At 60.7% G+C, this 21,171-nt stretch carries 17 protein-coding genes and 2 pseudogenes; 16 read left to right on the forward strand and 3 right to left on the reverse strand.

All coding sequences use genetic code 11. The features are described from left to right. Positions 1 to 88: 88 nt before the first annotated feature. The 4 genes and pseudogenes from dgcB to AC3Z8Y_RS01845 all read left to right on the forward strand — a co-directional run. Positions 89 to 2,059: a dimethylglycine demethylation protein DgcB gene (dgcB, locus tag AC3Z8Y_RS01830; RefSeq protein WP_490088222.1), complete on the forward strand. Its 1,971-nt coding sequence runs from the start codon at positions 89 to 91 to the stop codon at positions 2,057 to 2,059. Next, entirely contained in the window at positions 2,056 to 3,276 is a 1,221-nt protein-coding gene (etfA, locus tag AC3Z8Y_RS01835; protein ID WP_490088223.1) for an electron transfer flavoprotein subunit alpha, read from the forward strand. The genes dgcB and etfA overlap by 4 nt, the downstream gene beginning before the upstream one ends. 10 nt (positions 3,277 to 3,286) lie before the next feature. Beyond that, on the forward strand, positions 3,287 to 4,057 hold the full coding sequence (gene etfB, locus AC3Z8Y_RS01840) for an electron transfer flavoprotein subunit beta (RefSeq protein ID WP_490088224.1): 771 nt from the start codon (positions 3,287 to 3,289) through the stop codon (positions 4,055 to 4,057). Between the two features lie 312 nt (positions 4,058 to 4,369). Then, a pseudogene (locus tag AC3Z8Y_RS01845) lies at positions 4,370 to 4,864 on the forward strand (IS110 family transposase); the annotation flags it as partial. Between the two features lie 90 nt (positions 4,865 to 4,954). Here AC3Z8Y_RS01845 and AC3Z8Y_RS01850 read toward each other — a convergent pair. Next, positions 4,955 to 7,054: a TonB-dependent siderophore receptor gene (locus tag AC3Z8Y_RS01850; protein ID WP_490088225.1), complete on the reverse strand. Its 2,100-nt coding sequence runs from the start codon at positions 7,052 to 7,054 to the stop codon at positions 4,955 to 4,957. A gap of 186 nt (positions 7,055 to 7,240) precedes the next feature. Between AC3Z8Y_RS01850 and AC3Z8Y_RS01855 the strand changes: the two genes are divergently transcribed. Both AC3Z8Y_RS01855 and AC3Z8Y_RS01860 read left to right on the forward strand, forming a co-directional pair. Then, positions 7,241 to 7,930: an RHS repeat-associated core domain-containing protein gene (locus AC3Z8Y_RS01855; RefSeq protein WP_490088226.1), complete on the forward strand. Its 690-nt coding sequence runs from the start codon at positions 7,241 to 7,243 to the stop codon at positions 7,928 to 7,930. Beyond that, positions 7,917 to 8,558 (forward strand): RHS repeat-associated core domain-containing protein, encoded by a 642-nt coding sequence (locus tag AC3Z8Y_RS01860; protein ID WP_490088227.1) that lies wholly within the window; start codon positions 7,917 to 7,919, stop codon positions 8,556 to 8,558. Before AC3Z8Y_RS01855 ends, AC3Z8Y_RS01860 begins: the two co-directional genes overlap by 14 nt. On the opposite strand, the gene gbca is transcribed toward AC3Z8Y_RS01860, so the two are convergent. Beyond that, positions 8,555 to 9,850 carry a glycine betaine monooxygenase oxygenase subunit gene (gene gbca, locus AC3Z8Y_RS01865; protein WP_490088228.1) on the reverse strand — a complete coding sequence of 432 codons (1,296 nt, stop codon included), beginning with the start codon at positions 9,848 to 9,850 and terminating at the stop codon, positions 8,555 to 8,557. The two genes, AC3Z8Y_RS01860 and gbca, sit on opposite strands and share 4 nt — an antisense overlap. 301 nt (positions 9,851 to 10,151) lie before the next feature. On the opposite strand from gbca, the gene gbcB reads away from it, so the two are divergent. From gbcB to AC3Z8Y_RS01890, 5 genes and pseudogenes are all read left to right on the forward strand, one after another. Further along, the gene (gene gbcB / locus AC3Z8Y_RS01870) at positions 10,152 to 11,252 is read left to right on the forward strand and encodes a glycine betaine monooxygenase reductase subunit (protein ID WP_490088229.1); all 1,101 of its coding nucleotides are present in this window, start codon (positions 10,152 to 10,154) and stop codon (positions 11,250 to 11,252) included. A 193-nt stretch (positions 11,253 to 11,445) separates the two neighbouring features. Beyond that, positions 11,446 to 11,676 (forward strand): hypothetical protein, encoded by a 231-nt coding sequence (locus AC3Z8Y_RS01875; protein ID WP_490088230.1) that lies wholly within the window; start codon positions 11,446 to 11,448, stop codon positions 11,674 to 11,676. Then, positions 11,673 to 11,975, forward strand: a complete 303-nt coding sequence (locus AC3Z8Y_RS01880) for a cell division protein ZapA (RefSeq protein WP_490088231.1) — start codon at positions 11,673 to 11,675, stop codon at positions 11,973 to 11,975. The genes AC3Z8Y_RS01875 and AC3Z8Y_RS01880 overlap by 4 nt, the downstream gene beginning before the upstream one ends. 231 nt (positions 11,976 to 12,206) lie before the next feature. After that, positions 12,207 to 13,232, forward strand: a pseudogene (locus AC3Z8Y_RS01885) (cache domain-containing protein); the annotation flags it as partial. Positions 13,233 to 13,367: 135 nt separating this feature from the next. After that, positions 13,368 to 14,096: a methyl-accepting chemotaxis protein gene (locus AC3Z8Y_RS01890; RefSeq protein WP_490089913.1), complete on the forward strand. Its 729-nt coding sequence runs from the start codon at positions 13,368 to 13,370 to the stop codon at positions 14,094 to 14,096. Between the two features lie 81 nt (positions 14,097 to 14,177). On the opposite strand, the gene AC3Z8Y_RS01895 is transcribed toward AC3Z8Y_RS01890, so the two are convergent. Further along, a complete protein-coding gene (locus AC3Z8Y_RS01895; RefSeq protein ID WP_490088232.1) occupies positions 14,178 to 15,230 on the reverse strand; it encodes a threonine aldolase family protein in 1,053 nt (350 codons plus the stop codon). Between the two features lie 413 nt (positions 15,231 to 15,643). Between AC3Z8Y_RS01895 and AC3Z8Y_RS01900 the strand changes: the two genes are divergently transcribed. The 5 genes from AC3Z8Y_RS01900 to AC3Z8Y_RS01920 all read left to right on the forward strand — a co-directional run bounded on the left by AC3Z8Y_RS01900 (position 15,644) and on the right by AC3Z8Y_RS01920 (position 21,166). Further along, positions 15,644 to 15,910, forward strand: coding sequence for an XRE family transcriptional regulator (locus AC3Z8Y_RS01900; protein WP_490088233.1), 267 nt, complete (start codon positions 15,644 to 15,646; stop codon positions 15,908 to 15,910). A gap of 54 nt (positions 15,911 to 15,964) precedes the next feature. Beyond that, on the forward strand, positions 15,965 to 17,287 hold the full coding sequence (locus AC3Z8Y_RS01905; RefSeq protein WP_490088234.1) for a cupin domain-containing protein: 1,323 nt from the start codon (positions 15,965 to 15,967) through the stop codon (positions 17,285 to 17,287). After that, entirely contained in the window at positions 17,284 to 18,507 is a 1,224-nt protein-coding gene (locus tag AC3Z8Y_RS01910; protein ID WP_490088235.1) for an MFS transporter, read from the forward strand. Before AC3Z8Y_RS01905 ends, AC3Z8Y_RS01910 begins: the two co-directional genes overlap by 4 nt. A 139-nt stretch (positions 18,508 to 18,646) precedes the next feature. Beyond that, complete coding sequence (gene glyA / locus AC3Z8Y_RS01915) at positions 18,647 to 19,900, forward strand: serine hydroxymethyltransferase (RefSeq protein WP_225775455.1); 1,254 nt, start codon at positions 18,647 to 18,649, stop codon at positions 19,898 to 19,900. Between the two features lie 15 nt (positions 19,901 to 19,915). Further along, a complete protein-coding gene (locus tag AC3Z8Y_RS01920) occupies positions 19,916 to 21,166 on the forward strand; it encodes a sarcosine oxidase subunit beta (protein WP_181113389.1) in 1,251 nt (416 codons plus the stop codon). Positions 21,167 to 21,171 lie beyond the last annotated feature (5 nt).

Consider the following 21,171-nt stretch of genomic DNA (forward strand, 5'->3'; position numbering starts at 1 on the left):
TAGCTCGCGAATCTGGCTACATGAAATCGCGGCGAGCCGTTCGCAGGCTGGCGCCAGCTCCTACAGGATTATCAGAGGCTTGCGCCCTATGCTCGACACCATTCTCCCCATCCTGCTCTTCGCCGCCGTGGCGCTCATGCTGCTGGGTGCTACCCGCCGGGTGGCCCTGTGGCGCCAGGGCCGCGCGGCCAAGGTCGACCTGCTCGGCGGGTTGCTGGCCATGCCGCGCCGCTATCTGGTGGACCTGCACCATGTGGTGGCTCGCGACCGGTACATGTCCAATACCCACGTGGCCACGGCGGGCGGCTTTGCCTTGGCGGCGGTACTTGCCATTGCGGTGCACGGCTTTGGCCTGCACAACAAGGTGCTGGGCTACGCGCTGCTGGTGGCCACGGCAGTGATGTTCTGTGGTGCGCTGTTTGTGTACAAGCGCCGCCTTAATCCGCCGTCGCGCCTGTCCAAGGGGCCGTGGATGCGGCTGCCGAAAAGCCTCCTGATGTTCGCCGCCAGCTTCTTCATTGCCACGTTGCCAGTGGCAGGGCTGTTGCCAGCGGACTTCGGCGGCTGGGTGCTGGCGGCCATTCTCTTGGTTGGCGTGCTGTGGGGTGTGAGCGAGTTGTTCCTTGGCATGACCTGGGGCGGCCCGCTCAAGCATGCCTTCGCCGGTGCGCTCCACCTGGCCTGGCACCGCCGCGCCGAGCGTTTCGGTGGTGGCCGTTCCAGCGGGCTCAAGCCGCTGGATCTGACCGACGCTACGGCACCACTGGGCGTGGAAAAACCCAAGGACTTCACCTGGAACCAGCTGCTGGGCTTCGATGCCTGCGTGCAGTGCGGCAAGTGCGAAGCCATGTGCCCCGCCTTCGCCGCAGGCCAACCGCTGAACCCGAAAAAACTGATTCAGGACATGGTCATTGGCCTGGCCGGCGGCACCGATGCGCGCTTCGCCGGCAGCCCGTACCCATCCCCCGATGGCAAGGGCAGGCCGCTGGGCGAGCATGGCGGCAATGCGCACCAGCCAATCGTCAATGGCCTGGTGGAAGCGGATACGTTGTGGGCCTGCACCACCTGCCGCGCGTGCGTGGAAGAGTGCCCCATGATGATCGAGCACGTGGACGCCATTGTGGACATGCGCCGCCACCTCACCCTCGAAAAAGGAGCCACGCCGAACAAGGGCGCCGAGGTGCTGGAGAACCTTATCGCAACGGATAACCCGGGGGGCTTCGCGCCTGGCGGGCGGCTGCATTGGGCAGCGGACCTGGACCTGCCGCTGATGGCCGAGGTTAAACAGGCTGACGTGTTGTTCTGGGTAGGCGATGGTGCGTTCGATATGCGCAACCAGCGTACCCTGCGTGCCTTTGTGAAGGTGCTACGGGCAGCGAAAGTGGACTTCGCCGTATTGGGCCTCGAGGAGCGGGACAGCGGCGACGTGGCGCGTCGGCTGGGGGATGAAGCCACTTTCCAGCAACTGGCCAAACGCAATATCTACACCCTGGGGCAGTACCGGTTCAACCGCATCGTAAGCTGCGACCCACACAGCTTCCATGTACTGAAGAACGAATACGGCGCCTTCGGCGGCCGCTATGAGGTGCTCCATCACAGCACCTACATGGCTGAGCTTATGGCAGCGCAACGGCTTAACGTTGGCACGCACCGCGGTGGCAGCGTGACCTACCACGACCCCTGCTACCTGGGCCGCTATAACGGGGAATACGAGGCCCCGCGTCAGGTGCTGCGTGAGCTGGGCATCGAAGTGAAGGAAATGGAGCGCTCGGGTTTCAGGTCCCGTTGCTGCGGCGGCGGCGGTGGCGCGCCCATTACGGACATTCCGGGCCGGCAGCGCATTCCAGACATGCGTATGAACGACATTCGCGAAACCGGCGCCGAGCTGGTGGCGGTGGGCTGCCCGCAGTGTACCGCCATGCTTGAAGGCGTGGTTGCACCGCGCCCGGACATCAAGGACCTCGCGGAGCTGGTGGCCGACGCTTTGATCGAAGACGCTGCCGCCCCCGTCAGAAAGCCTGACGTCACCCAGCGAGCCCCAGCGGAGGTTACCCCATGAGCGATGTGATACGGCGTGACCCGCGCGCGGAGTGGATTGCCCGCAACCGCCTGCATCCACTGCACGCAAGCCTGCAACCTCAGCAGGCGAGCTGGCACGGGCCAACCGGCGTGGTGCGCAAGAATCCCCATGCGGTCGGGTTTATCGGCCCGAACGGCATTCGCCGCATCGACCGCAGCGGCGCCGAGCAGGGCGGCAACGTCCGGCGCATGACTACTGCCCAGGTTCAACTGCCGCTGCATCAGGTGGCCGCACCTGCCTTTTATGTGGCAGTGGTGCCTGACATGGTCGGTGGCCGCCTGACCGCGCACGACCGTGACCTGCTTGGCCTGGCCCGCCAGTTGGCGGGCGCAGAGGGCGCGGTACTCGCTGTGGTATTCGGCGAGCAAAAGGAGACGTCCTTCGATACGGCAGGGGTGGACCGCTTGCTGCGGCTTGAGGGCCATGAATACACGGGGTACGCGCCGGAGCAACGTATCCAGGCGCTGCACGCGCTGGACAGCCAGCTCGGCCCGCGCCACTGGTTGCTCCCTGATAGCCGTGACGGTGGTGGGGAATTGGGCCGTCGCCTCGCGGCGCGTTTGGGTGAACGGCCAGCCACGAGGGTGTGGCAGGTCAAGGATGGCCAATGTACGGGCCGCGCTGGTGCGGGGTACCAGGACCTTACGCAAGCATTGCCGCGGATGATCCTCGCCGCCGCCGAATGTGCCGAGCCGGTGAGCGAAACCCGCCATGAAGCACTGCCGCTGTTGCTGGAACCACCGGCGGTACGTACGTTGCCGCGGATCGAAGATGGCGGCGCGGTAGCCGTGGACCCAGCCGCGATCCCCATGGCCGAATCCGAGTTCATCGTGTCCGGCGGCAACGGCGTGAAGGACTGGGCCCTGTTCCATCAGGCTGCGGTCGCCTTGGGTGCCACCGAAGGCGCCTCGCGGGTAGCCGTGGATGATGGCTTCATGACCCGCGACCGGCAGGTCGGTGCCAGCGGCACCTGGGTAACTGCGCGGGTGTATGTGGCGATCGGTATCTCCGGGGCCATTCAGCACCTTCAGGGGATCGGTGCCTGCGACAAGGTGATTGCGGTGAACATGGACCCAACCTGCGACATGATCAAGCGTGCCGATCTTTCGGTCATCGCGGACAGCAGTGCAGTGCTGCGCGCCTTGATCGAGGCGATGGCCAAACGGCGCAATGGCGCTGAACGAAACGCTGCCTGAGGCCTGCCCAATGAAAAGCAAGATCGTAACCCTGGTATCCGTAGGCGCTCATCCCGCGTCCGGCCGCGCCCGGCGGGCCGAGTATGACGCTCGCGCCGTCGAACTGGGCCTTCGCCTGGCGGGCGCAGCGCTTGAAGTATTGCATGTGGGCGACCCTGCCGAGCCGGCACTGCGGGACTACCTTGGCATGGGCCTGTCACAGATGAATGTGCTGGAACAACCGGCCGATGGCGACGCGCTACCCGGGCTGGTTGAATACCTGCGTGATGCCAGCGTTCAGATGGTATTGGCCGGCAGCCGAGCAGAAACCGGCGAGGGCTCTGGCATGATGCCTTACCTGCTGGGCGAGCGGCTGGGCTGGCCGGTAGTCACAGGGCTGGCAGAAATCGAGCGGATTGATAACGGCATTGCCGAGGTGCTTCAGGCACTCCCACGTGGCCAGCGGCGCCGCTTGAATGTGCGCCTTCCGTTGATTGCGACCGTGGACGGCGCCGCGCCAAAGGCTCGGCAGACCGCCTACGGCCCTGCCCAGCGCGGTGAACTGCTGGCCCATGAAGTGGAAATCGTGCAGGACGAATTGTTAGGCACCGCGGAGCTTCAGCCGGCCCGTCCCCGGCCCAAGCGCCTGAAGGTGATCAAGGCCAAGAGCGGCGCCGACCGGATGAAAGCCGCCACCGCCAAGGCCAGCGGCGGTGGTGGTAAGGTACTCAAGGGTGTAAGCCCCGAAGAAGGCGCCGAGGCGATCCTCAAGCTGCTGGTTGAAGAGGGCGTTGTTCGCTGAACTGCAGGCCGCTTCTCTGGTGGGAGGGCTCTAACTTTGTGGAAAGCAACTGTCTTGCGCGGTTTTCCTAAGCCCTTATTCGCGAGCTCCGCCTGCGGCTCCGCCCGTCTTGTATGGTAGTACTTGAAGGGAGGAGGAGGGACAACGCCCGATTCTGACTGTTAGCCGCAGTACAGACCGTGGGAGATATCGCCCCTCCTCCTTTCACCCAAGCGCCGATAGAGAATGCTTTGGCTCGACCAACGATAGGAACAAGCTTGCGCCTCTGGGTGGCCCTTCAAGTGCTTCAGACCATATCCCGGAGATAAGCTCATGGCAATGCGCGCTTGCGTCTTACAACCGATCGTGGGCGTCGATGTCGCCAAGGCCGAACTGGTGATCTATCACGCTGCCGAAGAACAGCTCGTCACCATCCCCAATACCAAGGCCGCCATCAAGAAATGGCTCAAGGCGTTGCCAGCCAATGTGGCAGTCGCCATTGAAGCCACCAACATTTACCACCTTGAATTCTGCGACCTGGCACACGAATCGGGCTGCACTATTTACATGGTCGGCGGGTATGAACTCAGCCATTACCGTAAAGGGGTGGGTGTCCGTGCCAAAACCGACCCGCTGGACGCTCGGCTGTTGGCGCGCTACCTCAAGAACGAGGGCGATGACCTGCATCCCTGGGTGCCACCTACGCCGCTTTACCGCAGGCTGCTCAGCCTGTTTCGCCGGCGCGCCGCGTTGGTTGCCGCGCGAGTCGCCCTGGTACAGAGCTGGTCGAACGAGCCCCTGCTGAAAGCCGCGTTCGCAAGCCATGTCCCACAGGGTTCATCCTGACACCCCGAGGGGCTCGCTCACTCACCTGTGGGAAGCGGGCGCAGCTCGCGAATGGCGCAAGGGTGCGCGACCTTAGAACGTCACACTGGCTGTCAGCCTCGCCGTGCGTGCTTCCCCTACGTTCACTTGCAGCTGGCTACCCGTGCTGGAGGGGTAGTACTGCTTGTTGAACAGGTTATCCACGTTCAGCTGAAGGCGGGTTTTGTAGCCGGCGGTGGGTAGGTCCCAGCGCAGGAAGGCGTCAGCGACGGTATAGCTGCTCATCCAGTAGCTATTGTCATCAGCCCCGGCCCGCTCACCTACGTAGCGAGCACCTGCGCCGGCGTGCCATTGGCCGAAGTTGTCCTGCACCCTGAGGTGGTGGCTGAGGTAGAGGCTGGCGGTGTGCTTTGGCGCATCGGCCAGGCGATGACCTTCGTTCTCGGGGTCGTCGAGGATTTCCGTGTGAGTGTAAGCATAGGTGCCGATTACGTCCCAGCGGGGTGCCAGTTGCCCGGTCACGTCCAGTTCCAGGCCGCGCGAGCCTACCTTGCCGGCCGCTTCAGCGTCGTCATCAGTGCCGGTGACTACATTGGTCTTCACGATATCGAACAGCGCCAGGTTGACGTTAAGCGCCTGCGAAGGTGTGAACTTGGCGCCCACTTCGTAGCTGCGGCCTTCCTCGGGGTCGAAGGTGCGGCCGGTACCGTCGTCGGCATCGACCACCGTATCGTTGGGCACGAATGAGCGGCTGTAGTTGCCATACAACGCCCACGTATCGGTTGGTTGATACACCAACCCAGCGAAGGGGATGAAGGCTTCGCCGTTGTCGTCGCGGTTGACCACCTTGGTTACCAGGCCCTGCGAGCTGTACTGGTCATAATGCTGCTGACGAGCGCCAAACACCGCAATCCAGCGATCGTTCAGGTGCCAGTTGTCCTTGAAATACACCGAGGTGGACGTCAGCTCGTTGCGCAGGTTGCTAGTAGTAGGGCTTACCACGCTGGGCTCGGCCAGGTTGCCATAGGTGGGGTTATAAATATCGAATCCGCCCACCGCGCTGTTGCGATACGTCTTGCCACGGTACTTGTCGCTGGCTTCATTATCGATGCCCACCAGCAACTCATGGCGCTGCCCGAGGATGTGCTGCTCGCCGATGAAGTCCAGGCTGGCGTAACGGGTTTCGTAGTCGTAATGGCCGCCATTGGCCACGCGTGTGAGTTGGCCATTGGTAAGCGAGTTCGGTTGCGCGATAGCCAGGCTGTAGCGGTCATTGTTCCAGCCGTAGGTGACGCGGGTTTTCCAGGTGTCGCTCAGTTGATATTCGAACCGGGCCTGGGCGGTTTCCGAAATACCGACGGTTTTCGCCCACTTCTCGTCCAGCCGCTTGCTGTAACTCACATCAGCGGGGTGCCCGTTCACGAACACCGTGCCGCGGTCGAAGGGGCTGCTGTAGTCGTCGTATTCGTAAGACAGCGTAAGGCTGGCGCGGTCCCCGGTCCATGTCAGGGACGGTGCCACCAGCGTGTGTTGGTCTGTGCCGTAGTTGCGCCAGTAATCCTCGTGTTTCTGCTCTGCGATCAAGCGGTAAGCCAGGCCCGTGTCCCCTAATGGGCCAGTGGTGTCCACACTCAGGGTACCGCCCCCTTCGCTGTAGGCCGAACCCGTGACCGTGGTGCTTTGGGTGTATTGCGGCTGCTTGCTGATGACGTTGATCAGCCCGCCGGGGTCAAGCGCGCCATACAGCAAAGAGGCTGGCCCCTTGAGCACCTCCACATGGTCGGTGGTGGCGTTCAGGTTATGGCCTACCACCGAACGTACGCCGTCGCGCAGGATCGAGCCGTCGTCGTTCGTACCGAAGCCGCGCTTGACCAGCGCATCCTTGGTATTGCCCAGCGTATTACCCTGCGAAACGCCGCTGACGAATTTCATGGCGTCGTCCAGCGATGTAGCGCTGAAATCCTGGAGGGTTTGCTGGGTGACCACGTTCACACTCTGGGCTTCGTCACGCACCGGCACTTCAGACTTGCTTGCGGTGCTGGCGCTTGCGCGGGTGTAACCCTCTTCCACAGGTAATGCGCTGTCCTGTACCTGAGTAGGTGCCAGTTCGACGGTATCGGCGTGTGCGAGGGTGGCGGGTGGTAGGGAGAACAGCGCGACCGCCAGAGCGGACCTGGAGACTTTGAGGTGCATGAAGAAAGAAGCCTGGGAATGGACTGATTTTAATGAGAACGATTCTAATTCGTTCCTGAGGGTGGGTATAGATAAATCGTTTCATCTAGCAACTACCTGATAGAAGTGACAGGTAGCCGCGCACGGATCACTTGCCTAATCTTCCAGCCAGGTTCAGGGGAAGATGGCATGCCGCATAGATTGTTGATGGCCGACCGTGCCGGCACTGTCCTCGCAGGGGGGCGGGGCGTAAGTACCTGCCGCCATCGCTATACACCCTTCGGGGCTTTACAGCCTTTGAGGGTATGTAGCCAATCAGCGTTTACCGGGCAATGGATGGAATCAGCAGCAAGGCTATACATGCTGGGCGAGGGTTACCGTGCCTATCAGGCAACGCTTGGCCGATTCGCCCAGCCTGATCGGCACAGCCCGTTTGGCGAGGGCGGTCGCAATGCTTACGCCTATTGCGCGGGGGATCCCATCAACAGAATGGATACGACTGGGCGCGCGTTTACCGCCTTGGTCATTGGCGGGCTTGTCAACGGGATTGCGATGATCGCACTGCACCTGACAAACCTGGGCGGCAAGAGTCTGAAAGCTACTCCGCCTTCCATGATGTGGGGCACCCGGCTTGCGCTTCTGGCCAGCGGAGCTTCGCTGGCTGCCGGGGTAATCGCTGGCGCTCAGGCGAATCAGCGCGCCCAGAGCTCACTTGCCTGGGCGAGCATCGGCCTTGGAGTGGGATCGGTATTGCTACGTATCCAGATGTTAGCCCCGTTAGCCGGCCAGGCAGGATGGCGCAAGGCTGTTGGGCGCGTATCCGGCCTGCGGCGTAGTGACTATTCGCCAACCTGGTATATGCACGGGATTCAGGAGATCAAGCATGCGTTGGGTTAGCCCTTCTAACCAGGTGCTCCTGACCCATGACCGCGCAGGTACGGTGTTGGGTCGCGTGAAGCCGCGTGCCGCGTATCTACCTTTCGGCTACCAGGCCACCCCATGCGCGACAGGCGTGCTCGGCTACACAGGGCAGCGGCAGGAGCTGCACGGCGAGTATCACCTGGGCAATGGCCGCCGTCTTTATCAGCCCACCATGATGCGGTTCTGCCAGCCGGATGCCCTGTCACCATTTGGTAGGGGCGGCCTTAATGCCTATACCTATTGCCAGGGCGACCCGGTTAACCGGCATGACCCGAGCGGCCAGGAGGCGCTGGACCTGCTCAGCGATATCATGGGCGCGCTGGGGATCGTGGCCTACGGAGCGATGATGCTCACAGGTTACCGGGTTTCGTCCCCCCCGAAGCTGGTAGTCGGAGTGGACGTCACGCTGATGGCGGGCAGCAGTGCGGCGTGGGTGATGGGCATGGTTACCGACAGCGATGCCGCAAAAATCGCATCCGTTGCCGCCACTACCCTTACCGCGCTGGGTAGAGGGGCACTGGCGGTGCGATTGGTGCGCCGGGCCTTCGGGCCCCAGCCGCCTTTAGATATCGAGCTTCTAGCAGTGCAGGCCATAGTGACTTAGTCGTGCGCCGCTACACCCTTTAGATACGCCGCCGGCTCGGCGCCCAGGTTATTGAGCATGCGCTCGCTGTACCAGTCGATGAAGTTGACCACGCCGAACTCGTAGGTTTTCGAATACGGCCCCGGTTGGTAGGCGGTTGAATTGATGCCCTTCTGGTTTTCCTCGGCCAGGCGACGGTCCTGGTCGTTGGTGGCGTCCCACACCTGGCGCAGGCGAGCAGGGTCGTAATCCACACCTTCCACCGCGTCCTTGTGCACTAGCCACTTGGTGGTAACGATGCTTTCCTGCGCGCTGATCGGCCATACCGTGAACACGATCACATGGTCGCCCATGCAGTGGTTCCACGCATGGGGCAGGTGCAGGATGCGCATCGAGCCCAGGTCCGGGTTCTTGATCCGTCCCATGAGTTTGCTGCAGCCAGGCTTGCCGTCCATGGTCATGGAAACGGTGCCCTTGAGCAAAGGCATGCGCACGATGCGGTTGCGCAGGCCGAAGCTGGTGTGCAAATAGGGGATGTTCTCCGCTTCCCAGGCCGCGGCGGATTCGGCCACATGGTCCTTGAACGCCTGGCTGGCACGCGGATCGTTGGTGTCGTCCCATTCCAGCAGGGTGTTGAGCAGTTCCGGGTGAGAGCCGTTGCAGTGGTAGCACTCGCGGTTGTTCTCGAGCACCAGCTTCCAGTTGGCTTTTTCACGCAAGGTGGTTTGCACAGCCACCTTGGTGTTCTCCATGTCGTAGGGTTCCATGTAATGGGCCAGGGTATGGAGGAACTCGTCGATGGCGGGCGGGTTGTCCGCCAGGCTGATGAAGATATACCCACCGGCGTTTTTCACATGCACAGGCTTCAGGCCGTACGCCTTCATGTCGAAGCCATCGCCCATTTCGCTGCCGGCGAACAGCAGTCGGCCATCCAGCTCGTAGGTCCATTGATGGTAAGGGCACACGAGTTTGGCAACCTTGCCCTTTTCGCCGGCACACAAGCGCGAGCCTCGGTGGCGGCACACGTTATGGAACGCATGGATGGCGTTGTCTGCACCGCGCACCACGATCACCGGGTTTTTGCCGATCTCAAGCGTGAGGTAGTTACCCTTCTTCGGGATTTCACAGGTCATGCCAGCGATCAGCCACTCCTTGTGGAAGATCTCCTGCATATCGATCTCGTGCAGCCTTTCGTCGGTATAGAACGGCTGCGGCAGCGAGAAGGTGCGCTCCCGTGTTTGCAGCATATGGGCGGTGGCACTGCGCGCGGGTTCCAGCGGATCGCCAAGGCTCAGGTTCTGGGTGACGTCCATCGTTCAAATCCTCAAGGCCGGCGCGCCGGCGGCAGGGCTGTAGGGGTCGCGGGATCGCGCTTCACGGTGGCGCCGCAGCCTTGCATCGAGGCTGCGACCGATATGCGGCGAGTGTGCTTGGGCGCGGCGCGTGAACCTTATCCATGGGCGACATGGCCGAATCCGTTCCCGACCACCCGAGCCAGCGCTGGCAAGGCTGGTCGCCATAAGCATGCCGATGTCGCGAACAGGAAAGAGCATCGCACGGCCGACACGCAGAATCGTGACCACAAGGCCGGTGGTCGGCTATGGAGTGGCAAGCATGTCTGATAATTTCCTGAACCCGGTCACCACCCAGACCTGGGCCAATGGCCGTCATGTCGTTCGCTGCGTCAAGGTGATTCAGGAAACCTGGGATGTACGCACGTTCTGTTTCATGGCCGACCAGCCGGTAATGTTCTTCTTCAAACCAGGGCAGTTCGTGACCCTGGAGCTGGAAATCGACGGCCAGCCGGTGATGCGTTCCTATACCATTTCCAGTTCACCTTCGGTGCCCTACAGCTTCTCCATTACCATCAAGCGAGTGCCGGGCGGGCGCGTTTCCAACTGGCTGCACGACACCTTGCACGAAGGCCAGGAGCTGGCTGTACATGGCCCGGTGGGGCTGTTCAATGCCATGGATTTCCCCTCTACCAGGGTGTTGTACCTGAGCGGCGGGGTAGGGATCACGCCGGTGATGTCCATGGCCCGTTGGTTCTATGACACCAACGCCAATGTGGACATGATCTTTGTGCACAGCGCCCGCTCTCCCAAAGACATCATCTACCACCGCGAGCTGGAGCAGATGGCGGCGCGTATTCCCAACTTCGCGCTGCATATCATCTGTGAGAAACACGGCCTGGGTGAGCCATGGGCGGGATACCGGGGTTACCTGAACCGCCCGATGCTTGAGCTTATGGCGCCGGATTTCCTCGACAGGGAAGTGTTCTGCTGTGGGCCAACCCCGTACATGACGGCAGTGAAACGGCTGCTTGACCAGGCCGGCTTCGACATGCGTCGCTACCACGAAGAATCCTTTGGCGCCACGCCGCCCGAGGCACGGGCCGACGCAGTGGAACAAGCCGAGCAAGCCGCCGACGCGCCGGAGGTACCCGCCGCGGACCTGCACCAGGTGGAGTTCGTGGATACCGGCAAGAGCATCCGCGTAACACCTGGGGAAACAGTCCACGCCGCTGCTGCCAAGCTGGGGCTTACCATCCCCAAGGCCTGCGGGATGGGGATCTGCGGCACCTGCAAGGTGCTCAAGCTTAGCGGTGAGGTAGAGATGGAGCACAACGGGGGCATTACGGAGGAAGACGAAGCCGAGGGGTACATCCTGGCGTGCTGCAGCGTGCCCAAGGGGGATGTGCGGATCGAGTATTGAGCACCCTTACCGTTGGTCCGTTGTTACCCTGGCCCGGGAACCCGGCATCTATCCTCGAGTCGCATGCCCAACGCGAAGCGGCAGGCTTCATCTTGTATTTTCATGCTTGTTCATACCTTCGCGCTGGCGAGGCGCGCGCTTTTTTCTTATCGTACGCGCCCTTCATCTTCACCCCTGGTTTCGAGTACCCCTCATGTTGGAAGCATCCCTTAACAAACTGGAAACACTGGTCAGCGAATTGCTCGAGCAGAACCGTCAATTGGCCGAGGCGAATGGCAAGCTGAGCGCCGAGCTGGCGCAAGCCCGGGATGAGAACGACAGCCTGCAGATCTCCCTGCTGGAGCAGGAAGAGCAGCAAGGCGCTACGGCGGCACGCATTCAGGCCCTGATTCAAAGGGTCAGCCCCGAACCGGCTGGCGCATGAGCCAGAACACCACGCGGGTAGTCGAAATCCTCGGCAGCGACTACACCCTGCGTGCCCCGGCCGATCAGGAACAAACCTTGTTCGATGCGGCAATGATGCTCAAGGCGAGCCTGGCCGAGACCAAGAAGAAGCATCCCACGTTGCTGGGGGATCGCTTGCTGGTGCTCACTGCCATGAACATCTGCTCTCAGTTACTGGAAGCTCGCCGCGAGCACCAGCAGGCGCTGGAAGAATACGAAAGCCAGGTCAACGCCACGGTAGAACAGCTGGAACGGACCGTAGGAAAGGCAGCGGAGTAACCAACGCCGCTTTGCTCACCTAGGCAGCATAAGCCGCTTGGTCGCCCCGTTGCAGCAGGGTTGAGCAGTGAACCGCTGCTTGCGGTCCACTAAGGGCAAGGCGCGGTGCCGTACCGCGCCGCTGGGCCCGCAAGCCGCTGGCAGCATGCCTGTGGGCGCCTGGCAGGTACGCCTCGAGGAGCCACCATGCAGCTTTGGCAACGCAGTATCCAGTGGAAGTTGATCTTGAGCATGGGCGCAGCGCTGATTGTCAGCCTGCTGATCGTGGTGGGCTTGTATACCGCTGTGATCGACCGCCTGGCCAAGCGTTATCTGGTTGAAACAGCGTTACCGGCCAGCATCGAGGCGACTCGCAACGACATCGAGCGCCTGCTGGCCGGGCCTCTGGGTGCTGCGAGCGCCATCGCAAACAATACTCTGCTGAAGGAATGGCTGGCGAGCGGTGAAGACCCCTCCCAGGCCGATGCGTTCGTTCGGTACCTCGCCGGTGTAAAGGCCGAGCAGCAAGCGTTTACCACCATGGTCGCTCCGGCAGGATCGGGGCATTATTACACCGCGTCTGGCCTGGAGCGCACGCTTGATCGTAAAGATCCCAAGGACGCCTGGTTTTACAGCTTCCTGGACAGCGGCCAGGCACGCTCGCTGGCCATCGATACCGATGCCGCCACCGGTGCGCTTACGCTGTTCATCGACCAACGCGTAGAAGCCAATGGTCGGCCATTAGGCGTGGCGGGCCTGGGGCTGAGCCTGGAAAAGCTGGCCACGCTGGTACGCAACTATGCCTTCGGGGCTAGCGGCAAGGTTTACCTGGTACGTCCCGATGGCATGATCCAGGTGCATCCGGATGCACACTTCAGCGGCAAGCGAACCCTTTCCGAGCAAATCGGCGCCACCGCCGCCGGTGCGCTGCTGGGTAAAACCACCCTGACGGACGCCCGTTTCGAGCGCAACGACGAGCCGTGGATCGCGCTTGCCTTGCCCTTGCGAGAAGTGAACTGGACATTGGTAGCCGAAGTGCCAGAAGCGCAGATCTTCGCCGAAGCCCGTCAAGCCACCGTTACCGCCAGCCTGATCGGCCTGGGTGTAGCGCTGCTGTGCCTGGCCCTGGTGGTATGGCTGGCGCGCAGCCTGGTGCGGCCTATCCGCCAGGTCACCTCGGCACTGGTGCAGATCGGCAGCGGCGGCGGGGACCTAACCCACCGCCTGGACGAGGCACGCAAAGATGAATTGGGCGACCTGGCCCGGGGCTTCAACCGTTTTCTGGCAAGCCAGCGAACGCTTATCGGGGAGGTGCTGACCACTACCGAGCGGCTGGGCCAAACCGTAACCCGGGTGAGCGAAGTGGTCGAGAACACCACGGCCCGCGCCGCCCGGCAGCAGGAAATGACCGACATGGTGGCCACCGCAGTGCATGAGATGGGGCTGACTGTGCAAGAAATCGCCCGAAACGCAGGCACCGCGGCAGGTGAGTCACAGGCAGCAAGGGACGAGGCCGCGCAGGCGGGCCGTGTGGTGGAAGGGTCGCTCACGCACATTCAGCGCATGAGCGACGACATCGGGCTGGCTGCCGAGGCGGTGGAGCAGCTTGCCAACGAAGTCGCCTCTATCGACCAGGTGCTTGGCGTGATCCGGGGCATTTCAGAGCAAACCAACTTGCTGGCGCTGAACGCCGCGATCGAGGCGGCGCGCGCCGGGGATCTCGGCCGAGGCTTTGCGGTAGTGGCCGATGAAGTGCGAACCCTGGCGCAGCGCACCCAGGCCTCGACCGACGAAATCCAGGCCATGATCCAGCGCTTGAAGCAAGGCGCGGAGAACGCGGTGGTTTCCATGCAGGCCGGGCAAGCGGCGACGGGTACTGGGGTAGCGGCAAGTGAGCGCACAGGTGCGTCGCTCGCGGCGATCAGCGGCCAGGTGGAGCGAATCAGCGATGTGAACCATCAAGTTGCAACTGCCACCGAAGAGCAGTCGGCGGTCACCGAGGAGATCAACCGCAACGTGCAAGGTATCTCCGACCTGGCCAGGTCAACCGCGGCTGAAGTGCGTGACTGCCGCGAGCAATGCCAGACGCTGATGGCCCTGGCCGAGGCGCTCCGGCGGCAGATGGGCGGGTTCAAGCTGTAATCGCTCACCGATCGCTGTGGAAGCCCCTTCGCCTTGTTGGAAGCGGGCGAAGCTCGCGAAATGTGTCGCCCTAAAACAGATTTACAAGGGCGCAGCGGTACCGTCCACCACCGCGCGAATGTCCTCCGCCAGTTCCCGCACCCGGGCTTCGCTGGTGTCCCATGAGCACATGAAGCGCGCGCCGCCGCCGATGAAGGTATAGAAGCGCCAGCCACGGCCCTGTAGCGCGGCGAGCGCAGGTTGGGGCATGTTCAGGAACACGCCGTTGGCTTCCACCGGGAACATCAGGCTCACCTGAGGGATGTCGGCAATCAGCTCTGACAACAGGCGGGCACAGGCATTGGCGTGTTGGGCATGGCGCAACCAGGCGTCGTTTTCCAGCAAGCCCACCCAGGGCGCCGACAGAAAGCGCATTTTCGACGCCAGTTGGCCCGCTTGCTTGCAGCGGTAATCGAAGTCCTCGGCCAGTTCCTTGCGGAAGAACAGAATTGCCTCGCCCACGGCCATGCCGTTCTTCGTGCCGCCAAAGCACAGTACGTCCACGCCAGCCTTCCAGCTCAGCTCAGCCGGGCTGCAACCCAGCGAGGCGCAGGCGTTGGCGAAGCGGGCGCCGTCCATGTGCAGGTTAAGCCCCAGTTCATGGCAGGTCGCGCTGATGGCCTTCAATTCATCGGGGCGGTACAGCGTGCCCACTTCCGTGGCCTGGGTAAGGGTGACCACACGAGGCTTGGGATAGTGGATATCCTGGCGCTTCAAGGCGATCTCGCGGATAGCCTCAGAGGTAAGCTTGCCGGCCTCGCTGCGGGCGGTCAGCAATTTGGAACCGTTGGAGAAGAACTCCGGCGCACCGCATTCGTCGGTTTCCACATGGGCGACGTCCGAGCAGATCACGCTGTGGTAGCTTTGGCACAGGGCGGACAAAGCCAGCGAGTTCGCAGCCGTGCCGTTGAAGGCGAAAAACACCTCGCAGTCGGTTTCGAACAAGCGGCGGAAATGGTCCGCCGCCCGGGCCGTCCATTCATCATCGCCGTAGGCGCGCTGATGGCCCTGATTGGCCAATTCCATTGCCGCCCAGGCTTCCGGGCACACGCCAGAGTAGTTGTCGCTGGCGAATTGTTGAGGCTGGTTTTTCATGGCATGTCGGGTCCTGGTAGCCGTTGGCACTAGGGCACTTTAGCGAGTTTTTGGTTAGGGCTACAGCGGATTTACGAAGCTCGGCGAGCTGGAACAGCGGCCTGCACCGGCTGTTTTCGACGCATGTTACGTGACGGTGCAAAAAAAATTTTCGGTAATGCGCAATGGGTATTCTTTCCACGCATTTCAAAATGCTCGCGTATTTTTGCGAAAATCTGCAATGAGCGTGCTATTTCGGAATTTTCCTTCATGGCTCTCAGAAAGCGCCTCTGGACATTCTTGGAGTGATCTTCGGTAGCGAGTTTTTAATGTGTGGTTATAAAAAAGCTGCGGCTTGACGAAGTGGCGTATAGGAACAAGTATGAAAGTGCCGGTAGCGGCAGCTTCATTAAAATCTGTAGTGGAGAAACCTCATGATCAAAGCATCTGATGTGGCCTCGCTTTATGAAATTAAACCTGCAGTTAGCGATAATTTATCCGTTCAAGAGAACAGCTTTCTGCGCCTAATGAACGTAACTAAAGGGAAAGCTTTGGGTGTCTACGATAGGCTTGCCTATCTTGCCGGTATCAAATCTGCGCCAGTGGAAGATCAATATCATAATCTGGACGTATCAAGTCTGCAGGCGCTCTTGATAAGTGCTAAGAAAGCGGGATTTAGTGCTCAGGTTCTCGAAATCTAAAATCTAACCCAGAGGCAGGCGCCGCAAGGCGCCTGAGCCTGATGAGGAGGTTTTATGCAAGCCGATATATCCGCTCTGAACGCGCAAATCAACATCGAGGGTTTGCAATGGGTGGCTCGTTGGCGCATCAGTAACGGAAGGCCTGGATCATTCGTAGTGCCTTTCCCCACCACACACCCTATAAATGTGGTCACGCATGGTGATACACGGTTCGATTACGGGCAGTATGGCATTCATCTGGCCCAGCAGGATGTGCTGACGTTTTTGGGTGATGCGGACCAGGTTGCTACTGCGAAATTTATCGACTGCCGAAGATTTTCTCCTACTTTCAAAGAATCGTTGGACATTGCATTTACACCTTCGTCAGATCGTACGCTCATCATTCCTCCAGGCGTGGCGCACACCTTTAGCGGGCTAGAGGGTATTTTCACACTAAACACATATGCCATTTTCTTGCCGCCCATAGAAGACATGCTGAAGTCAACATTAGGCTGGACGCCTGAGAATGACATTATAAACCTTCCGTTGGACACCGACCCCGCAACGGTTGAAGGCCTAGTGCCTATGAGTGAACCTGCATCCAATCGTGTTTATTACAAACTGGCAGATATCCAAGCCTTGACCTTGGCAAATGGCAGCGTCGCGCATGCAGAGACCAGAACGTTCAAATTGAAGTCGGGAGAGCAGGTGCGGCTTATGCTGCAGGCGGAAGCAGAATCCCCAAGCAGGGAATTGAATTTCCCGGTATCCCAGATAAGCGGGGTAAGGTTCGAGCGTCACGGTTCTGTTCAGACGGGGAGCGATAGCCAGATTATCCCCATAGGGGGACCAGCGCCTTTTTACATTGTCGAGCACGGAACTGAACCCTATGACTTTGACTCGTTCGGTGTTCATCTCGGCCAGGAAGATCATCTAACCTTTCTGGGAAGGGCCGACCACCGGATCAGGCTTAAGTTGGTAGATATGAGAAAGGACTCACCTACGCTCCACTGCGAGGAATGGCTCGAATTCTTGTGCGTCCCTCACATGGAGTTGGTTATACCTAATGGAGTGGCGCATGCCCTGTTTAATATGGAAAACATATTCACGCTAAATCGTCCTGTTATTTATCTTGATGATAAAAAGGCGTATGAGCCTGGAAAGGATGTCATTGACTGGCCACTTCTGGATATGAATTATCCGATATTTAATGTCCATAAGAATCCTGCCTCCTTGGAGTATATGGAGAGCCTGGTTGAATTACAAAGGCAGGCCATGGCGACGGTGCCAGCCGTGGAAACGCCAAAGGCTGTGATCGTGACTGATAAAAATACCGGGAAACAGGTCAAGGTCGTTTTAATGAAACAAACTGCCTCCGTATCGAACTCGATTTCATGAGCCGAACACTGTCCACGCTGTTGCTTCTTGTGCTCACCGCAGATGCGCTGTTGGTATTTCTTGTGCCTGTCATGGTCTACGGGTTCACCGCAAGCCTGGCGTGGTCAGGTCTGGCGTATGCCATGGCGTGGCTTCCTCGCATAATCGTGACACCTTTGGTGGGGGCATCCATTGACCGCTGGGGCGTGCGGCGGGTTTCTATTGTATCGGACGCAGTCAAACTCAGCGGATGTGTGTTTGTAGCGGCACTACTTTGGAGCCCACCAGGCCCCTTTGCGATAACAGTCTTCGGTGGATTGTTAGGCGGGCTGGTCGCCATCGGGAATGCGCAAAGCCTGATTGCCTACGAAAAAATGATCGCTTTGGCGAGCAGGGATGTGGACCACGACGTGAACGTCCTGTGTCGCCTTGATCAACTGGCGATGATAACAGGGCCCTTGGTCGGTTTCGTGGCGTATGCCAGTGGGGCCTTCAGTCTTTTGCTCCTGGCCGCTGCCATGTATGCCTTAAATGCTGTTTGCTATTACTTCAGCCGAGCTGTTCCGCGTGCCTCAACAAGCGACCCGCAGGCATGCCTTGCGCCCGCCAAGGGAAACCTTAAGTTGATCCTGGTTACACCCCTGCTGGTAAGCTCGGTGGTATTGGCATTTGGCAACAATGCATTCGACGGATTGGTGGAAGCAGGCGCAGTTACCTTGATTGATCGGGCCATGCAGCTGCCTATTCAGTACTTTGCATTTGTCGATATATGTGCGGGGATCTGCGGCGTCGTCGCTACGCTGGTGTATCCACGATTATTATCCGCCGTGGCACCTCTGCGTTTGTTCGCTGCAGCAGCCTTGCTGACGGCTGTGGCCAGTACGCTGATGATCTTCGCTCAAAGTTATCTAGTGTGCTTTCTGGCGTTGTATGCCTTGAATATTAGCGGCAAGGTGTGTATGTCCAACTTCAGCCGCAGCCTTCGCATTCGCATCGTTCCGGTAGAGCGGCTGGCGGGCGTGTCTTCGCTGATGGTGTTACTGAACCAGGCCGTTTTACCGGCCGTGGGCCTGTCGATTTATGCGATGGGTGAACGCCCCTATATGTTGTCAGTACTCATGGCCGTGGCGATTGGCATTTCCCTGCTTGGGGTCTGCCTGATCCACCGCCAAATGCCTGCCGTCGCCTGCGCGGTTCCCGGCAAAAAGGTTCAGCACGCGACGTGCTCCTCGTCTCCATAGCCTCGCGCTCGCAACTGTCATGGCCATGTCGTAATCGCACCGATGCGTGGCGCCCATAGGCATCTGACGCACCGGGGCCGAGCCTACCATCGACCCCACTGCACCTATGACAGGCGCCATCCGCGCTGGGAGATCCGCGATGTTCAGCAAGCAAGACCAGATTCAGGGATATGACGACGCACTGCTGGCCGCCATCAACGCCGAAGAGCAGCGCCAGGAAGACCATATCGAGCTGATCGCGTCGGAAAACTACACCAGCAAACGCGTGATGGAAGCCCAGGGCAGCGGCCTTACCAACAAGTACGCCGAAGGCTATCCGGGCAAGCGCTACTACGGCGGTTGCGAGCATGTGGACACCGTAGAGCAACTGGCCATTGATCGCGCCAAGGCGCTTTTTGGCGCCGACTACGCCAACGTGCAGCCGCATTCCGGCTCGCAAGCCAATGCCGCCGTGTACCTGGCGCTGCTACAACCGGGCGATACCGTGCTGGGCATGAGCCTGGCGCACGGTGGCCACCTTACCCACGGCGCCAAGGTGAGTTTCTCCGGCAAGTTGTACAACGCCGTGCAGTACGGCCTGGACACGGCCACCGGGCTGATCGACTACGACGAGGTCGAACGCCTGGCCCTGGAATGCAAACCGAAGATGGTCATCGCCGGTTTCTCGGCCTACTCCAAAACCCTCGACTTCGCCCGCTTCCGTGAAATCGCTGACAAGGTAGGCGCCTACCTCTTTGTGGACATGGCCCACGTGGCTGGGCTGGTGGCGGCCGGGCTGTACCCGAACCCGCTGCCCTATGCCGACGTAGTGACCACCACTACCCACAAAACCCTGCGCGGCCCACGCGGCGGATTGATCCTGGCGCGCCACAACGAAGAACTGGAAAAGAAACTCAACGCCGCCGTGTTCCCTGGTGGCCAGGGCGGGCCGCTGATGCACGTGATCGCGGCCAAGGCCGTGTGCTTCAAGGAGGCATCGGAGCCGGGCTTCAAGGTGTACCAGCAGCAGGTGATCGACAATGCTCAGGCCATGGCCGGGGTATTCGTGGACCGAGGTTACGACGTGGTATCAGGCGGCACCGACAATCACCTGTTCCTCGTCAGCCTCATTCGCCAGGGGCTCACCGGCAAGGCCGCCGACGCGGCTTTGGGCCGTGCCCATATCACGGTGAACAAAAACGCCGTGCCTAACGACCCGCAGTCCCCCTTCGTGACCTCCGGCCTGCGGATCGGCACCCCGGCGGTCACCAGCCGTGGCTTCAGGGTGGAACAGTGCCAGGTGCTGGCGGGCTGGATCTGCGACATTCTCGACAACCTCGGCGACGCCGACGTGGAGGCCAACGTGGCTGCCCAGGTCAGCACCCTGTGCGCCGAATTCCCGGTTTACCGCTGAGCTGGAGTACCGATCATGCAGCGCTATTCAGGCTTTGGCCTCTTCAAGCACTCCCTCAGCCACCACGAAAACTGGCAGCGCATGTGGCGCACGCCTACGCCCAAGCCTGTGTACGACGTGATCATCGTGGGCGGTGGCGGCCACGGCCTGGCCACGGCGTACTACCTGGCCAAGGAACACGGCATCACCAATGTAGCCGTGATCGAGAAAGGCTGGCTAGGCGGCGGCAACACCGCCCGTAATACCACTATTGTGCGATCGAACTACCTGTGGGACGAATCCGCCCACTTGTACGAGCACGCAATGAAGCTATGGGAAGGGCTGTCCCAGGACATCAACTACAACGTGATGTTTTCTCAGCGTGGCGTATACAACCTGTGCCACACCCTGCAAGACATGCGTGACTCCGAGCGGCGGGTAAGCGCCAACCGCCTCAATGGCGTGGACGGCGAGCTGTTGAACGCCCAGCAGGTGGCCGAGGAAATTCCTTACCTGGACTGCTCGAAAAATACCCGCTATCCCATCATCGGTGCCACGGTTCAGCGCCGGGGCGGGGTGGCTCGCCACGACGCGGTCGCCTGGGGTTATGCCCGTGCTGCTGATGCGTTGGGCGTGGACCTGATTCAACAAACGGAGGTCACCGGTTTCCGCAAGGAAAACGGCGTGGTCATCGGCGTGGAAACCAACCGAGGCTTCATCGGCGGCAAGCGCGTGGGCGTGGTTACCGCCGGTAACTCCGGTTACATGGCAAGCCTGGCCGGCTTCCGCCTGCCGATTGAATCCCACCCGCTGCAAGCGCTGGTGTCCGAGCCGCTCAAGCCCATCATCGACAGCGTGATCATGTCCAATGCCGTGCACGGTTATATCAGCCAGTCCGACAAGGGCGACCTGGTGATCGGCGCCGGTATCGACAGCTGGGTCGGTTATGGTCAGCGCGGCTCGTACCCAGTGATCGAACACACCTTGCAAGCCATCGTGGAAATGTTCCCAGTGTTGTCGCGGGTGCGCATGAACCGCCAGTGGGGCGGCATCGTCGACACCACGCCCGACGCCTGCCCGATCATCAGCAAAACGCCGGTGAAGAACCTGTTCTTCAACTGCGGCTGGGGTACCGGTGGCTTCAAGGCCACGCCCGGCTCGGGCAACGTGTTCGCCGCCAGCCTGGCCAAGGGCGAAATGCACCCGCTGGCCAAACCGTTTTCCATCGACCGCTTCTACAACGGCGCCCTCATCGACGAACACGGCGCCGCCGCCGTGGCGCACTGACCGGA

Source organism: Pseudomonas sp. 3MAES_34.3B, assembly GCF_058145875.1.

What these genes read in the sequence shown, in the direction of transcription:
- dgcB (WP_490088222.1), top strand. Translation starts at nt 89, where the DNA reads ATGCTCGACACCATTCTCCCCATCCTGCTCTTCGCCGCCGTGGCGCTC.
- etfA (WP_490088223.1), top strand. Translation starts at nt 2,056, where the DNA reads ATGAGCGATGTGATACGGCGTGACCCGCGCGCGGAGTGGATTGCCCGC.
- etfB (WP_490088224.1), top strand. Translation starts at nt 3,287, where the DNA reads ATGAAAAGCAAGATCGTAACCCTGGTATCCGTAGGCGCTCATCCCGCG.
- AC3Z8Y_RS01850 (WP_490088225.1), bottom strand. Translation starts at nt 7,054, where the DNA reads ATGCACCTCAAAGTCTCCAGGTCCGCTCTGGCGGTCGCGCTGTTCTCC.
- AC3Z8Y_RS01855 (WP_490088226.1), top strand. Translation starts at nt 7,241, where the DNA reads ATGGCCGACCGTGCCGGCACTGTCCTCGCAGGGGGGCGGGGCGTAAGT.
- AC3Z8Y_RS01860 (WP_490088227.1), top strand. Translation starts at nt 7,917, where the DNA reads ATGCGTTGGGTTAGCCCTTCTAACCAGGTGCTCCTGACCCATGACCGC.
- gbca (WP_490088228.1), bottom strand. Translation starts at nt 9,850, where the DNA reads ATGGACGTCACCCAGAACCTGAGCCTTGGCGATCCGCTGGAACCCGCG.
- gbcB (WP_490088229.1), top strand. Translation starts at nt 10,152, where the DNA reads ATGTCTGATAATTTCCTGAACCCGGTCACCACCCAGACCTGGGCCAAT.
- AC3Z8Y_RS01875 (WP_490088230.1), top strand. Translation starts at nt 11,446, where the DNA reads ATGTTGGAAGCATCCCTTAACAAACTGGAAACACTGGTCAGCGAATTG.
- AC3Z8Y_RS01880 (WP_490088231.1), top strand. Translation starts at nt 11,673, where the DNA reads ATGAGCCAGAACACCACGCGGGTAGTCGAAATCCTCGGCAGCGACTAC.
- AC3Z8Y_RS01890 (WP_490089913.1), top strand. Translation starts at nt 13,368, where the DNA reads ATGGTGGCCACCGCAGTGCATGAGATGGGGCTGACTGTGCAAGAAATC.
- AC3Z8Y_RS01895 (WP_490088232.1), bottom strand. Translation starts at nt 15,230, where the DNA reads ATGAAAAACCAGCCTCAACAATTCGCCAGCGACAACTACTCTGGCGTG.
- AC3Z8Y_RS01900 (WP_490088233.1), top strand. Translation starts at nt 15,644, where the DNA reads ATGATCAAAGCATCTGATGTGGCCTCGCTTTATGAAATTAAACCTGCA.
- AC3Z8Y_RS01905 (WP_490088234.1), top strand. Translation starts at nt 15,965, where the DNA reads ATGCAAGCCGATATATCCGCTCTGAACGCGCAAATCAACATCGAGGGT.
- AC3Z8Y_RS01910 (WP_490088235.1), top strand. Translation starts at nt 17,284, where the DNA reads ATGAGCCGAACACTGTCCACGCTGTTGCTTCTTGTGCTCACCGCAGAT.
- glyA (WP_225775455.1), top strand. Translation starts at nt 18,647, where the DNA reads ATGTTCAGCAAGCAAGACCAGATTCAGGGATATGACGACGCACTGCTG.
- AC3Z8Y_RS01920 (WP_181113389.1), top strand. Translation starts at nt 19,916, where the DNA reads ATGCAGCGCTATTCAGGCTTTGGCCTCTTCAAGCACTCCCTCAGCCAC.